15 protein-coding genes are annotated in these 12,494 nt (G+C 56.6%); 5 read left to right on the top strand and 10 right to left on the bottom strand.

Annotation, left to right across the window (positions count from 1 at the left end; all coding sequences use genetic code 11):
- Positions 1-355: 355 nt before the first annotated feature.
- Positions 356-871: a nucleotidyltransferase family protein gene (locus ACODTZ_RS35790; RefSeq protein WP_489032031.1), complete on the top strand. Its 516-nt coding sequence runs from the start codon at positions 356-358 to the stop codon at positions 869-871.
- Here the strand turns inward: ACODTZ_RS35790 and ACODTZ_RS35785 are convergent.
- From ACODTZ_RS35785 to ACODTZ_RS35760, 6 genes are all read right to left on the bottom strand, one after another.
- On the bottom strand, positions 858-1,610 hold the full coding sequence (locus tag ACODTZ_RS35785; protein ID WP_489032029.1) for an IS6 family transposase: 753 nt from the start codon (positions 1,608-1,610) through the stop codon (positions 858-860). The two genes, ACODTZ_RS35790 and ACODTZ_RS35785, sit on opposite strands and share 14 nt — an antisense overlap.
- A 381-nt stretch (positions 1,611-1,991) precedes the next feature.
- Complete coding sequence (locus tag ACODTZ_RS35780) at positions 1,992-2,396, bottom strand: (R)-mandelonitrile lyase (protein ID WP_489032027.1); 405 nt, start codon at positions 2,394-2,396, stop codon at positions 1,992-1,994.
- A 56-nt stretch (positions 2,397-2,452) separates the two neighbouring features.
- On the bottom strand, positions 2,453-2,635 hold the full coding sequence (locus tag ACODTZ_RS35775; RefSeq protein ID WP_489032025.1) for a hypothetical protein: 183 nt from the start codon (positions 2,633-2,635) through the stop codon (positions 2,453-2,455).
- A 70-nt stretch (positions 2,636-2,705) separates the two neighbouring features.
- Positions 2,706-3,755 carry an aldo/keto reductase gene (locus tag ACODTZ_RS35770; protein ID WP_489032023.1) on the bottom strand — a complete coding sequence of 350 codons (1,050 nt, stop codon included), beginning with the start codon at positions 3,753-3,755 and terminating at the stop codon, positions 2,706-2,708.
- A 170-nt stretch (positions 3,756-3,925) separates the two neighbouring features.
- Positions 3,926-5,050: an NADH-dependent flavin oxidoreductase gene (locus tag ACODTZ_RS35765; RefSeq protein WP_489032034.1), complete on the bottom strand. Its 1,125-nt coding sequence runs from the start codon at positions 5,048-5,050 to the stop codon at positions 3,926-3,928.
- Between the two features lie 113 nt (positions 5,051-5,163).
- On the bottom strand, positions 5,164-5,802 hold the full coding sequence (locus ACODTZ_RS35760) for a flavodoxin family protein (RefSeq protein ID WP_489032021.1): 639 nt from the start codon (positions 5,800-5,802) through the stop codon (positions 5,164-5,166).
- 130 nt (positions 5,803-5,932) lie between these two features.
- Here ACODTZ_RS35760 and ACODTZ_RS35755 point away from each other — a divergent pair, with 130 nt between their 5' ends.
- Positions 5,933-6,826: a LysR family transcriptional regulator gene (locus ACODTZ_RS35755; protein ID WP_489032019.1), complete on the top strand. Its 894-nt coding sequence runs from the start codon at positions 5,933-5,935 to the stop codon at positions 6,824-6,826.
- Between the two features lie 32 nt (positions 6,827-6,858).
- On the opposite strand, the gene ACODTZ_RS35750 is transcribed toward ACODTZ_RS35755, so the two are convergent.
- Positions 6,859-7,794, bottom strand: coding sequence for a LysR family transcriptional regulator (locus ACODTZ_RS35750; protein ID WP_489032017.1), 936 nt, complete (start codon positions 7,792-7,794; stop codon positions 6,859-6,861).
- Between the two features lie 141 nt (positions 7,795-7,935).
- On the opposite strand from ACODTZ_RS35750, the gene ACODTZ_RS35745 reads away from it, so the two are divergent.
- On the top strand, positions 7,936-8,643 hold the full coding sequence (locus ACODTZ_RS35745; RefSeq protein ID WP_489032015.1) for a nitroreductase: 708 nt from the start codon (positions 7,936-7,938) through the stop codon (positions 8,641-8,643).
- Between the two features lie 95 nt (positions 8,644-8,738).
- Entirely contained in the window at positions 8,739-9,308 is a 570-nt protein-coding gene (locus ACODTZ_RS35740; RefSeq protein ID WP_489032013.1) for an SDR family NAD(P)-dependent oxidoreductase, read from the top strand.
- 27 nt (positions 9,309-9,335) lie between these two features.
- Here the strand turns inward: ACODTZ_RS35740 and ACODTZ_RS35735 are convergent, their stop codons facing one another.
- Positions 9,336-10,049, bottom strand: a complete 714-nt coding sequence (locus ACODTZ_RS35735) for an IS6-like element ISRsp9 family transposase (protein WP_052642687.1) — start codon at positions 10,047-10,049, stop codon at positions 9,336-9,338.
- 60 nt (positions 10,050-10,109) lie between these two features.
- Complete coding sequence (locus ACODTZ_RS35730) at positions 10,110-10,970, bottom strand: LysR family transcriptional regulator (RefSeq protein ID WP_484403835.1); 861 nt, start codon at positions 10,968-10,970, stop codon at positions 10,110-10,112.
- A gap of 156 nt (positions 10,971-11,126) precedes the next feature.
- On the opposite strand from ACODTZ_RS35730, the gene ACODTZ_RS35725 reads away from it, so the two are divergent.
- Positions 11,127-11,846, top strand: a complete 720-nt coding sequence (locus ACODTZ_RS35725; protein WP_489032011.1) for a putative quinol monooxygenase — start codon at positions 11,127-11,129, stop codon at positions 11,844-11,846.
- 294 nt (positions 11,847-12,140) lie between these two features.
- On the opposite strand, the gene ACODTZ_RS35720 is transcribed toward ACODTZ_RS35725, so the two are convergent.
- Complete coding sequence (locus ACODTZ_RS35720) at positions 12,141-12,305, bottom strand: hypothetical protein (RefSeq protein WP_007803240.1); 165 nt, start codon at positions 12,303-12,305, stop codon at positions 12,141-12,143.
- Positions 12,306-12,494: the final 189 nt, after the last annotated feature.

Genomic DNA, 12,494 nt, shown 5'->3' with positions numbered 1-12,494 from the left:
TCCCGTATGGTGAAATCGACGAAATTGCACCTTGCACCGCGGGCCGTTCCACATATGAGGGTTGATCGACGGAGATCCGGACCTGGTCCAGGACGCCATCACAAGAAGCGGGATTGGAGTGCTTCAGATTATGCGACGAGTTGGCGTTAGATTTTCAAGTTTCAGTTGAATCTGTGTTGCTCCGCCTCGCGCTGAACATCGACGCCCCACATATCGAAAGATACAAATTGATCGTCCTTCCAACAGGTTCAAAGGGCACTGCGATTTCCAGTATGGAACTTGCGCGTGGATAAGGTACTACTTAGCAAAGGTCGTCGAAATGCACGCCTGACCGGCCGACCTGCGCATCACACACGTGCTCGGTAAAGTATTGATTTTGCAACATAGTCCCAGATTGGCCGCTATCGTTCTGGCGGCAGGCAGATCGTCGCGGACGGGGCGTTCCCACAAGCTAATGTCTTTGTTTGATGGGAGCCCACTTGTTCACAATTCATTGACCCGTGTCATTGAGGTTGGGTTCAGTCCAACCATCGTCGTCCTAGGCTATCGGGAGAAGGAAATTCGCGAAGCGATTATCGACTGCCATGTGGAGATCGTATCGAATCCAAATTATGCCGACGGCATGGCTTCGTCGCTGAAGGCGGCTATCAGCGTGCTACCGCATGGAATTGATGGGGCGTTGATATATTTGGCAGACATGCCGCTTGTGCAAACAACGCATCTCGCCCTCATGAGAAAGACATTTGCCACGGCCGCACTAGGATCTGTGGTGCGCGCCACCTCCCATGGTAAGCCAGGGAACGGGCCTGTCGCAAGTTCTATCCGAGGTCAGAAATTCCCCGGATGCGGCTTGGTTTTCATGCTTTGTTAACCTTTTGAAGTCCGAAGAGGCGTGCAAGTAGGTCGTTCTGGTCGTTGACAGTCCAACCACCGGAAAAGCCGAAGCCCTTCCTCAACCATAGCATGGCTTCGAAACCGGCGATGGTTCGCCGCGCCGTGTTGAATGACTGGAAACCACCGACCTTCGGCATGTTCTTCTTCACCCGGAAGTGGTCGCTCTCGATGCCTTGTTGGAGATGCTTGGTGACATAGTGCACGGGATTGGGACGCAAAAGCCCATCATCGACGGCCATCTTGATCGTCGACGGGAAGGTGTTGGCACCATCCGTGCCGACCTTTTCCGGTGAGAATAACGGCTCCTCCTTGAGCATCTTACAGAAGAAGCGCTTCGCGGCATCGAGGTCGCGACGCGCAGCGAGCAAGAAATCCACCGGGTCGCCGTGCTTGTCGATGGCGCGGTACAGATAGCGCCACTTGCCACGGATCTTGACGTAAGTCTCATCGACCCGGACCGACCCGCAATGTGGTTTCCGGAACTGGCGCAGCCGCTTCTCGATGACAGGCGCATAGGCGAGCACCCAGCGATTGATCGTGCTGTGGTCGACCTCGAACCCGCGTTCGCGGAACATTTCTTCCAAGTCGCGATAGCTCAGTGGGTAACGCAAATACCAAGTCACCGCCTGTATGATCAGCCATGCCTCGAAATGACGCCCTTTGAAATCGTCCTTCGATTGGCGCTTCAGCTTCTCGGTAATGGCATTCAGAATCATCGGTCCACTCCACAACATTTGGAGCGGATTTCTCTTCAGATGGTCAACATCCAGTTAACTAGGAGAATTTGCGACAAGCCCCAGGGAACCCGGTGATCCTACCGCGCAAGTTATTCAGCCAGCTCGACCGTCTCCAAGGCGACACTGGAGCTCGCAAAGTCATAGCAGACAGCGGGTTCCCAATAATCGACGTGGAGATTGGAGATGCCGCAGTAACCGACGTAGATACTGTTGAAATGATTATCGCGGCCGGAGGTGTACCGCAGCCCGAGTGACAGCGCTAAGCAACACATCGACAGATAATTCCTTAATGCGGTGTCTGTCAGGAGGGCTGTCACTACAAAACCTCTATTGAAGTGATGGGCGTAGCCGTCCTGTGATTTATGCGTTATCACCACGATATTGATCGTCGGTTACCTTCTCCAGCCAATCGACCGCTTTGCCGTCGAGGGTTTCAGCGATTGCGACATGGCTCATTGCAGTGGTTGGGGTCGCTCCATGCCAATGCTTTTCCCCCGGCGGAAACCAGACGATGTCTCCCGGACGAAGTGTTTCGATAGGGCCACCGTCACGTTGCGCATGCCCCAGCCCGGAAATGACAAGAAGCGTTTGACCCAACGGATGGGTATGCCACGCGGTACGCGCGCCAGGCTCGAACGTGACTGTTGCGCCGGAGGCCCGCGCAGGCTCTTCAGTCTGGAAAGGAGCGTCGATGCGAACAATACCCGTAAAATAGTCATTCGGACCGACAGCTGACGGCTTTTCACCATTGCGTTGAATTTTCATCGCTTGGTTTCCTCGCGTTTTTATCGTCGTTCGGTCCGCCACTTCGGATGACCGAGCTAGATGCAGTCATTGATCACATGAGATGGGATTTCGTCGGCAACAGCCAAGCGGACATCGTGCCGGGACGGCGCCAGGTCGATGGACAAGGCACCCATCAGAAAGAGGCAGACTCCGGCGAGAATGGCACCGATGCAAAACCGCGATCCGTCTGCCTGATAATCTTCTGGGTGGTAGGCCATGGCTCAATCTCACCGGGGGTTAAGTTTGAATGGCGGTGCTCCCCGCCATTGTGTGAGGAGCACCGATTTTTCACAGCTCTTTCAGTGCCTGGTCGCTTGAATCGATGTAACGAGCCCTCTGAAGAACGCCGAAACGGCCATAAGGATAATCGTCGGGCACCGGTGCGCTGACTGAATCAAGTAAGGCAATAGCTTCGCCGGCGAGCATCAACTGGGCAGCGGCAAGATTGCTTTGCAGGTGCCCGATCGTCCGAGCGCCGATAATCGGGGCCGAAACGGTGGGCCTATTTGCAACCCAGCTCAATGCCACCTGACTCGGCGTCGCTCCAATGTCATCGGCGACACGCTTAACAGCATCGACGACCGCCCATTTCCTATCTGATTGGTACAGATCGTTGGTCATGTGCTGAAGCATGGGATTGTCCCTCCCAAGGCGAGTGTCAGGCGAAGGCTTGGAGGCGCGCTGATGCTTGCCTGTCAGGAACCCGCCCGCTAGAGGTCCCCAGGGTAGCAACCCCAACTCATTATGCAGTGCCGCAGGGATGACTTCGTATTCGATCTCTCGATAGACGAGGCTATATTGTTGCTGCAGCGTCACGGGCAGCCGAACGCCCATCGCCCGTGCCGTCGAAATGAACAGCTGGAGCTGCCAACCAGTGAAATTCGACAACCCCACATACTGGATTTTCCCAGCACGCATTGCAGCATCCAGGAAGGACAATGACTCCTCGACTGGTGTTATCGGGTCCCACCCGTGCAGCTGGTAAAGCGTGATGGTGTCGACACCCATCCTTCGAAGTGAGGTGTTGAGCGCTCGGTTCAGGTGGACATGGCTGGAGCCTGCATCATTGACATCAGGGCCGGTTCCAAAACGTGCCTTTGTTGCGAGAATTATCTTTTCGGCTTTGCTTGGATTGTTCGCAATCCATCGACCTATGAGCTCTTCCGACGCACCGCCACCATAGACGTCAGCGGTATCGATCATATTGCCGCCTGCATCGACGAATGCGTCAAGGATTTGGAAGGCTTCCTTCTCAGGGGTCTCCGTTCCAAAACCCATGGTCCCGAGCGCGAGCTTCGATACCGACGTTCCGGTGTTGCCGAGCTTTCGATAGTCCATTTGGATATCCTTTTTTTGAACTCACGCCTCTGTCACAAGTCTCGCGTGACAGAAGCTGGTTCAAAGATAGAGCCGCAGCGCTCATCTATTATGGATCTAAATCTGCATAGGCCTATCAATGCGCCTTATGAAACATTCGACTGCCACGGGTGTTTAGAGCCGCTTGCAGATCAAGTCGTCTTGAACCAGCCTGGCCGTTGTTGAATGGCGTTCCATAGCTTTGCTGGTATCGCCAGGTCTGGCAGACGCTCGGGCGCGAGATGCGTTTGAAGCTGATCCGAAAGCCCCTCCTGGGACAACTCGACCCAACGGGGATTAGTCACGATGCCACGTCCGATCGCGACAAGCGAAAGACCTTCACGAACGGCCTCCTCTGCCTGTTTGGGATCCTCGATCTGGCCGGCGGCGATGACAGGAACCCTGCCTCCGACCCGGTTGAGCAGGATGGCCGCTGTTGTCGGCCCGCCTATTTGATCGACAGGCCGTGCATTCAGGAGGTCAGGCAGGGAGATGTGAAGATAGTCAATTTTTGCGGCGATCAGTGCCTCGATCAGCGCCATCGTGTCTGCGATGCGTAGACCCTCTGCTTCGGGCTCGTCAGGAGACACCCGGTATCCAACCAAAAACGGCCGTCGGGCATAATCCTCGGCCACCCGCATTACCTCGTTCAAGACTGCAATGGGGAAACGGAGCCGGTTCTCGAGATTTCCGCCCCATAGATCGTCCCGCCTGTTGAAATGCGGTGAGACGAAATTCTGGAGCAGGAAACCATGCGCCCCATGAAGTTCCACCCCATCGAAACCAGCTTCAATTGCTCGACGGGTCGCCCGACCGAAAGCCTCGACGATATCGAGGATTTCGTCGTGCGCGAGCGCGTGAACGCTTCCCTCCCCCTGCTCGGCTGCCGACGGAAGGATGGCGCTCGGGGCAACAACCGTCCCGTTGGGAATGAGCGAGGGGACCGCCTTGTTGCCGGCATGGAAGATCTGGAGAATGGCGGGGGCTCCGCCGCTTTTTGCGGCCTTGGCCAGTTTGCTCAAGCTTGGGATGAACCGGTCATCGTAGCAGGCAAACTCGTCTGTGAAGCCGATACCGTTCGGCTGAACGTGGGAACAGCCGGTGATAACGAGGCCAACACCTTTCACGCGTTCTCGATAGTAGGAGACCTCTTCATCGGCGACCGTCCCGTCTGCATTGCCAGACCACGTCGTCATGGGCGCCATCACCGCACGATTTCGGAGCTCAATCCCCTTGGTGAACTGAAACGGTTGAAAAAGCAGGGATGAAGGACACATGCTGGCAGACTTCCGCAAAATGATCAGATCTATGGCGATTATGTAAACCCTGCCCCACTCTCTGATTAGGAGGGGCAATCTGCATGCCTTTAGAAAGCGGATTTCTAAATTGCTCAAAAACGTCGAACGAGATTTCGCGTCTCGAGGATGAAATCCTCGGTGCTCATCTGTTGCGTCATGCGCCCTCGGATGATGAACATGTGACCGGCAAACGTACCACCGCGCTGACGCACGAGAGCGGCAAACTCGTCGATGAAGCTCTGCTCGAATTTGCTGTTCATGGAGTTGAAGAGAACGACCTTTCGCCCTGTGAAATCGCTGTTGCGAACAAACTCCCACAACGGCGGCGCCGGGCTATACATCCAGATCGGCGACCCCAGGTAGACGGTATCGTAGGAGGATAAATCCATGGTCGCCGGAACAATCCTCGCCTGCCTGTCGCGTGCATCGCGAAGGGCGCGGACCCAACCCCAAAGGCCGATTTCGTAATCGCTGGATGTCACGGGAAAGGCGCGGCCGCCTTTAGCCTTGGCGATTTCTCGGGCCATGATTTCCGTATTGCCGGATCGAGAGAAGTAAATGATCGCGGCGCCATTGCCTGTCACATCGGGATAGTCCCGCGCCACGCGTCTGTCATTTCGCGATTTCTGGATGGCATCGATGGCGACGACCGCTGCTGACTGCCCCAGCACTGCCGCGATTGGCGCGATCACGAGCCCACCGAGAACTCTTCGCTTCGTGAATTTGATCATTGTCACCCACCGCCCGACGAAAATGTCCGCGCTCGCACCGCCATCAACACGAGCTGATAACTAAATAGTGCATGGCTCACACTTCGATTAGACTCTATAATCGGCATGGCGTTAGAAGTGAGATTGATAAATGAGAAGAGGTGACTTCAGCGATCTGGCCGCGTTTATCGCGGTCGCTGAGGAGGGAAGCTTTACACGCGCGGCCGCGAAAATGGGCCTGTCGCAGTCTGCATTGAGCTATTCGGTCAGGATGCTTGAAGAACGTCTCAAGGTGCGACTGATATCGCGCACGACGCGCAGCCTGTCCCTGACCGATGCAGGCGAGAGAATGCTGAGAAGCCTTCGTCCTGCGTTCGATCATATCAATGGGGAGATCGAAGCGCTCACCGCGTCGCAGGACAAGCTGTCCGGTACTATTCGCATCACGACGTTTCGGCATGCGGCAAAAACAGTTCTGTGGCCCGTCCTGACGACGCTTATCCCCCAATATCCCGAGATTACGGTCGAACTTAATCTCGACGAGGGCCTGACGGACATTGTCGCAAGCCGGTTCGATGCTGGCATTCGTTTGGGGGAGAGCGTCCAAAAGGATATGATCGCGGTCAAAGTCAGCCCCGATCTGCGCATGGCGGTGGTCGGAGCACCCAGCTATTTCGAACACAGGCCGATCCCCCAAACACCCCACGATCTCAGCGAGCACCTGTGTGCGAGCTACAGGATGACGAGTGGTGGTGGCCTGTTTTCGTGGGAATTCGAGCGTGATGGCCAAGAACTGGATGTGCGGGTCAACGGCCCGGTCATCCTCAACGATGGCGAGATGCTGGAATCAGCCGCTCTGGATGGACTTGCTCTGGCCTACGTGTTCGAAAGCCAGGCGGCCGAGCACATTGCATCCGGGCGGTTGATCCGTGTGCTTGAAGATTGGTGCCCACCCTTCGCAGGCTACCATCTTTACTATCCGAGCAGACGACATCATACCCCCGCCTTCTCTCTGCTTGTGGAGGCGCTGCGCTACAAGGGATAGGATTGGCGAGCCGTCGATCGAATTGGTATCGCCTAGCGATCGGCGATGACGGCATCCCATGGTGACCCGGACGCAAATACTTCGCCGATCCAAGCGGCGAACGCTTCCGTTCGCGCCACGGTAAAGTTTACAGACGGCCGCAACAGGTAGACGCCGCCATTCGGCTCAAATTCCCAGCCCGGCATCACGCGCACCAACGTCCCGGCTGCGAAATCGCGCGCCATCAACCAATCACCCGCGCAGACTACACCAAGGCCGGCCTTCGCGGCTTCTAACAATGCCATGATGTCGTTCGAACGAAACTTGCCCTTGGGCAAATAGCTTTCCCGACGGCGACCGTTTGTGAGATGCAGTTCAGGCGATATCACTGGACCAGTATATTCGAGCATGGAGTGATTGGGCATGTCTCGCGGTGAGGCGGGCATGCCGTACCGCTCGCAATATTGCGGCGAGGCCGCTAGCACAACACGATGTTCGCCGAGTTTTTTGGCAACGAGGCGACTGTCGCTCAACGAACCCAGCCGGATTGCAGCATCAAACCCCTCCCCGACCAGATCGACATATCGCTCTGCATAGTCGACCTCGACCTCCAGGTTCGGATACTGCCGCATAAAATCTGGCAAAATAGGTGCCAGCCAGATCCGACCCATTGCAGCCGGCACCGTCAACCGCAAGTTTCCACGCAATTCAATCGCACCGTCTAACGCTTCCTGCTCGGCTTGGCCGATAAGATCCGCTGCGGAACGCAATCGAATAGCAAGCAGCTTTCCGGCCTCCGTTAATCGGACCCGTCGGGTCGTCCTTTCGATCAGTCGGACACCCAATCTGCCTTCCAACGCCGCTATGCGCTTCGACACAATGGTTTGGTGACGTTGAAGGACGCGGCTCGCAGCTATGAACGATCCGTGCTCGCTGACCGCCAGGAGAGCAGCCAGTTCATCAATGCGTGAACCTTCCAGATTGAACACCAGCCGCCTCCGTTGGATTAAAGCACTCAATGCACCTATGTGATGCACATATCGCGGATTGCTCAATCCCTCAACGCCAATCATTGCTTGGGACAAGCGCCAATTCGTGGCCAGCCCACCGTCGGCACAAAGGAGATCACCTTGGACAGCACCATCAACCGCCTTCCTCAAACTCGGGACGGATTGACCTTTGAAGAGGTCGTCTACGCTCGCCGCTCGATTCGAGCATTCCTGCCGCAGCCCGTCCCCGACGAGATCATCCGCGATGTTCTGGAGGAGGCTCAGCATTCTCCATCGAACTGCAATACTCAGCCATGGAACGTCCATGTCGTCAGCGGCAACAAGCGTGACGAACTGTCTCTGGCGCTTCACGAGGCAAATCGGGCCGGCCGCTATTCGCTCGACTTTTCCTTCAGCAACAAAGCTTTCACGGGTCGCCACGACGAGCGGGTTCGCGAGCAGGGCAAGATTTATTATGAAAGCCTCGGCGTCAAAAGAGACGACGAAGAGGCTCGCGCGAAAGCGGCCTCGGTCAATTTCTCATTCTTCAATGCACCGCATGCTGCATTCCTTTTCATGCCTGTCGTCGGTGATAATGTCCGCGTTGCGGGCGACCTTGGAATGTACGGCCAGACCTTTCTCTTGGCCCTGACTGCCAAGGGCCTTGGAGGTGTTCCGCAGACCGTCCTCGGCATGTTTGCCGACACGGTCCGCGATGTTCTCGGCGTCTCCAGCGATCAGAAGCTTCTCTACGGAATATCCTTCGGATACGCCGATGAAGGCGCCCAGGCAAACCGGACGCGGATGGGCCGTGATCCCATCTCATCAAACGTGACCTTCCACGGTTAGCCACGATGCGAGGAGGCGGTCGATCGATTGCCCCCTCATCCTTTCCCTGAATCCACGCAACGCGTGGCAAGACTAAAGCATACGAGGAGCAATAAGTGGCGAGACTTGAAGGTAAAATTGCAGTCGTAACAGGCGCCGGGTCTGGCATCGGGTTTTCCATAGCCAAACGGTTCGTCGAGGAGGGCGCGAAAGTCATTGCGGCTGATCTCAAAATCGACAGTCTGGCGGAATCGTTCGGTGACACGGTCCTGCCGGTCGTCACTGATGTAAGCAATCCAGCAGACGTCGCCGCTATGATATCCAAAGGGATCGAGCATTTCGGAAAGATCGACATCCTCGTCAACAATGCCGGCATAGCCGGGCCGATCGTTCGCACCCATGAACTGACCGATGAGGCTTTTGCCAGGGTCATCAACATCAACCTGATGAGCCAGTTCTACACGATCAAGAACGTCATCCCGCATTTTCTGGCGCAGGGCGGCGGCTGTATCGTCAACATGGCCTCGCTCAGCTCCTTCCCGCAGTTCACCGCATCCGCGGATTATTGTGCCTCGAAAGCGGCAGTGAAGCGCCTCACCGAGAGCGTGGCCTACGAATATGCGGGCGACAATATTCGCGCCAACGCGGTCGCACCCGGACGGTGGCGTCGCCTTAACCTGACGTAGGACGCAATCATTTCTTTGTCCTGAATTTCAGGCTTGGATCGGCAACGCGATCTCACGCCAGGTGGCGCTGGCGAGGGCGCGGAGTTGGCGATGATCAGCGGCATTCAGGTGTTTTCGATGAAGTTGGAAAAGATTGGCAATTTGGCCGTGGGTTGAGACGAAACGTTGGCATTGACCTGCCGACTTGAACCGCATCATGCGTCGCTCTCGTCGTCGAACGGGAAGGTGAGAATTTTCTGCGAGGTTGTTGAGCCCTTTGTGCGAACGGTGTTCGATCCCCAGCATGATCTCTCGCTTTGCGGCGGAATAAGAACGCAGCTTGTCTGTCACCATCACGCGCGGCGCAACACCTTGGCTCTTCAACAATTTGCGCATCAGCCGAAGAGCGGCTCCCTTGTTTCTGCGGCTTTGCAGCAGAGCATCGAGAACGTAGCCGTTGGCATCGACGGCGCGCCACAGCCAGTATTTCTTGCCCTTGATCGATACGACCATCTCATCGAGATGCCATTTGTCTGCGAAGTTGCCGATCGACCGCCGCTTGAGTTGGTGGGCGAATTTCAGGCCAAACTTAGTCGTCCATTCTGAGACGGTCTGAAACGAGACGGCAATGCCGCGCTCGGCAAGCAGGTCTTCGATATCGCGCAGGCTCAGCGGGAACCGGTAATAGAGCCATACCGCATGCGCGATGATCTCGGCTGGAAAGCGGTGGCGTTTGTATCGGGCGGACGCATCGTCAGTCATGCCGATAGACTATTGCCTCGATCCGCACCAGCCGGTTAAGGCGACGCCTCCATACTGCGCCTACACACGCGCAATCTCACGGATCAGATCATTTGTCTCTGGTCTCGTCGTTTGGTGCCGATAACGAAGAGCAGAAACAGTTCGCGAAATTTCAAGGCCGTCGATGAGTATCGAAACGAGGCCCCTGTCTGCTGGAATTGCCGTGGTTGGCAAAATCACCGCGCCTAATCCCTGCCGCGCGAGTTCGACTAACCAATCCACGCGATTTGACCGATAGGCCGCGTAGAGTTCGTGACCTTGGTCTGCACATGCCCCATGCAACGCATCCCGCATTTCGCAATTGGGTCGATCGAGCATGTCAGTTTCAGCGAGTGTCGAAAGAGAAATAGCGTCTCGTTCAGACAACGGGTGCGACTTGGACACCACAACCTTGTAGGACTCGTCATAGAGCTGGTCTATACGATAGAGGTCTTCACTGACCGTCGCCGCTGTGACAACGACGTCAAATTCACCCTCTCGCAATCCGGCCAGAAGCTTGGAGGCAGACGCCACGATCAACTCTATTTCGGCTTGCGGCAATCGTGTACGGAAGCGTTCCACGGCGGCTGAAATCCGGTTGTGACCAATCGTTTCGCCAACACCGACAGAAATAGGAACCCGCTCTAGTCGCGTGTGGCGGACGGCTTCTGCCTTAGCTGCCTGCGTTTCGTCATGCGCTTTCTGTAGCCTTGGCTGCATGAGTTTTCCGAGTGCCGTCAACCTGCATCCCGCGCGGTCCCTGACAAACAGATCACCCCCGAGCTCGTGTTCAAGTTTCTTGATCGCGGTCGTCAAGGACGGTTGGGAAACATTTGAGGCGCTAGCGGCATGGGTGAAGTTGCGATGCTGGCAGACAGCCAAAAAATACCTGATCTGGTTCATCTCCACTGCCACAGTCTCCGTCACTTTCCGCCATGAGGTTCACCATAGCACATGTCTATCAAAGAATAGAAGTTCGGGATTGGTCCCTGAGGCATTCGGCATGGGAAAAGGGTGCATCGAAACCAAACACAACGACCTCTCAATCAGGAGGCGACCATGAAAGCCCAAATTCTCAAGACACTCGCCGCTTTGGCCTTGATCACGACATCTGCACCCGCACAGGAAACCCCAATGGAAAATCACACTGCCAGCTACATCGCCATGCCCGCCGCTGAAGGCCAGACCGAAGCATTCGTCGAATTTCTGGCCGGAGCCGCCCCGATTGTCGCGGACACCGAACCAGGCACCGTGCTTTGGTTTGCCTTACAAGCCGACGATACGCTCGCGATCTTTGATATCTTCGTGGATGAAGAAGCGCGCAATGCGCATTTCTCCGGCGCTGTGGCCGCGGCTTTGAACCAAAATGCCGACGCGCTGGTCGCCGGGGGCTGGGACGATGGTGTTGTCGCGAATATCAACAATTCCGATGTTCTGTCGGTGAGGGAACCGGTTGATCTCTACTCGGCCACGACAGCCACGTACATCACGCTCGAAGCAGCACCCGGCAGAGGGCCGGAATTGGCAGCCTTGCTGACCGCAGCTGGTCCCATCGTCGGAGAAACCGAACCCGGCACATTGTTCTGGGCGGCGCTGCAGATTGACGAAACATCCTTCGCAATCTTCGACATCTTCACCAACAATGCTGGCCGTGAAGCACACTTTGCCGGTCAAGTCGCCGGGCTGCTGAACGAACGGGCAGCGGAGTTGGTCGCTGGCGGGTGGGACGACGGTGTGGTCGCTACCGTCCACAACTTCGACATCCTCGCCATCAAGTAACGCGATGTGACAGGAACAAGAAGCGCCTGGTGCAACGCATCAGGCGCTTTGCCGAACGAATTTAGATTCACCGTGAAGCGGTCGTTCGAGTAACTGCCGCGAATTAGCGCTTTGTTCGCATTGCTGACCTCCATCCTTTGCGCAGCGACCGTCCGCTCTCCGCCCATCGCGTCCTACAACGTGCGCAGGGGGCACACTTGTCTACCAAGATCGGCAGCGCCGATCACACGGACGCGATAGGCCCGGCCGCGCACCAGCGCCGTGTCCGAGCCCTCGGGAAGTGAGGCCGAAGCCTCACCCGAAGGGATCGTATTCCGAGACGATCACGACCTCGTCGCCGTCGATTTCATCGGCGGGGACGGCGCCGAAGGTTCCATCCCCAGCCTGGAAAACGACGATCGAGACCATGAGCGTGGCGGCAAGGGAGGCGGCGAAGGCGTGTGCATCTTTGCGGGACATCTGTTTGGCTCCTGTATTGCAGGCGGGGGACCATCCCCCGCGCGACAGGACCCCGCAGGCCCGAAGACTGGCTGACATCACCGGGTGCGTTCGGCTCGTCCGAATCCACCCGGCGGCACGGGCTCGCCCGTAGTCCGACCCCTGATGAGGTGGAACGGCCCGCTCCGACAGCATCAAAGTGCTAACGTG

The organism is Rhizobium sp. FG113, from assembly GCF_057809895.1.
Note: the sequence above shows the minus strand (reverse complement) of the source record. Positions and strands in the feature narration are given on the sequence as shown.

Bases quoted from the DNA above. Each gene is read 5' to 3' on its own strand.
- ACODTZ_RS35785 (WP_489032029.1), bottom strand. From the start codon at position 1,610: ATGATTCTGAATGCCATTACCGAGAAGCTGAAGCGCCAATCGAAGGAC.
- ACODTZ_RS35780 (WP_489032027.1), bottom strand. From the start codon at position 2,396: ATGAAAATTCAACGCAATGGTGAAAAGCCGTCAGCTGTCGGTCCGAAT.
- ACODTZ_RS35775 (WP_489032025.1), bottom strand. From the start codon at position 2,635: ATGGCCTACCACCCAGAAGATTATCAGGCAGACGGATCGCGGTTTTGC.
- ACODTZ_RS35770 (WP_489032023.1), bottom strand. From the start codon at position 3,755: ATGGACTATCGAAAGCTCGGCAACACCGGAACGTCGGTATCGAAGCTC.
- ACODTZ_RS35765 (WP_489032034.1), bottom strand. From the start codon at position 5,050: ATGTGTCCTTCATCCCTGCTTTTTCAACCGTTTCAGTTCACCAAGGGG.
- ACODTZ_RS35760 (WP_489032021.1), bottom strand. From the start codon at position 5,802: ATGATCAAATTCACGAAGCGAAGAGTTCTCGGTGGGCTCGTGATCGCG.
- ACODTZ_RS35755 (WP_489032019.1), top strand. From the start codon at position 5,933: ATGAGAAGAGGTGACTTCAGCGATCTGGCCGCGTTTATCGCGGTCGCT.
- ACODTZ_RS35735 (WP_052642687.1), bottom strand. From the start codon at position 10,049: ATGACTGACGATGCGTCCGCCCGATACAAACGCCACCGCTTTCCAGCC.
- ACODTZ_RS35730 (WP_484403835.1), bottom strand. From the start codon at position 10,970: ATGAACCAGATCAGGTATTTTTTGGCTGTCTGCCAGCATCGCAACTTC.
- ACODTZ_RS35725 (WP_489032011.1), top strand. From the start codon at position 11,127: ATGAAAGCCCAAATTCTCAAGACACTCGCCGCTTTGGCCTTGATCACG.
- ACODTZ_RS35720 (WP_007803240.1), bottom strand. From the start codon at position 12,305: ATGTCCCGCAAAGATGCACACGCCTTCGCCGCCTCCCTTGCCGCCACG.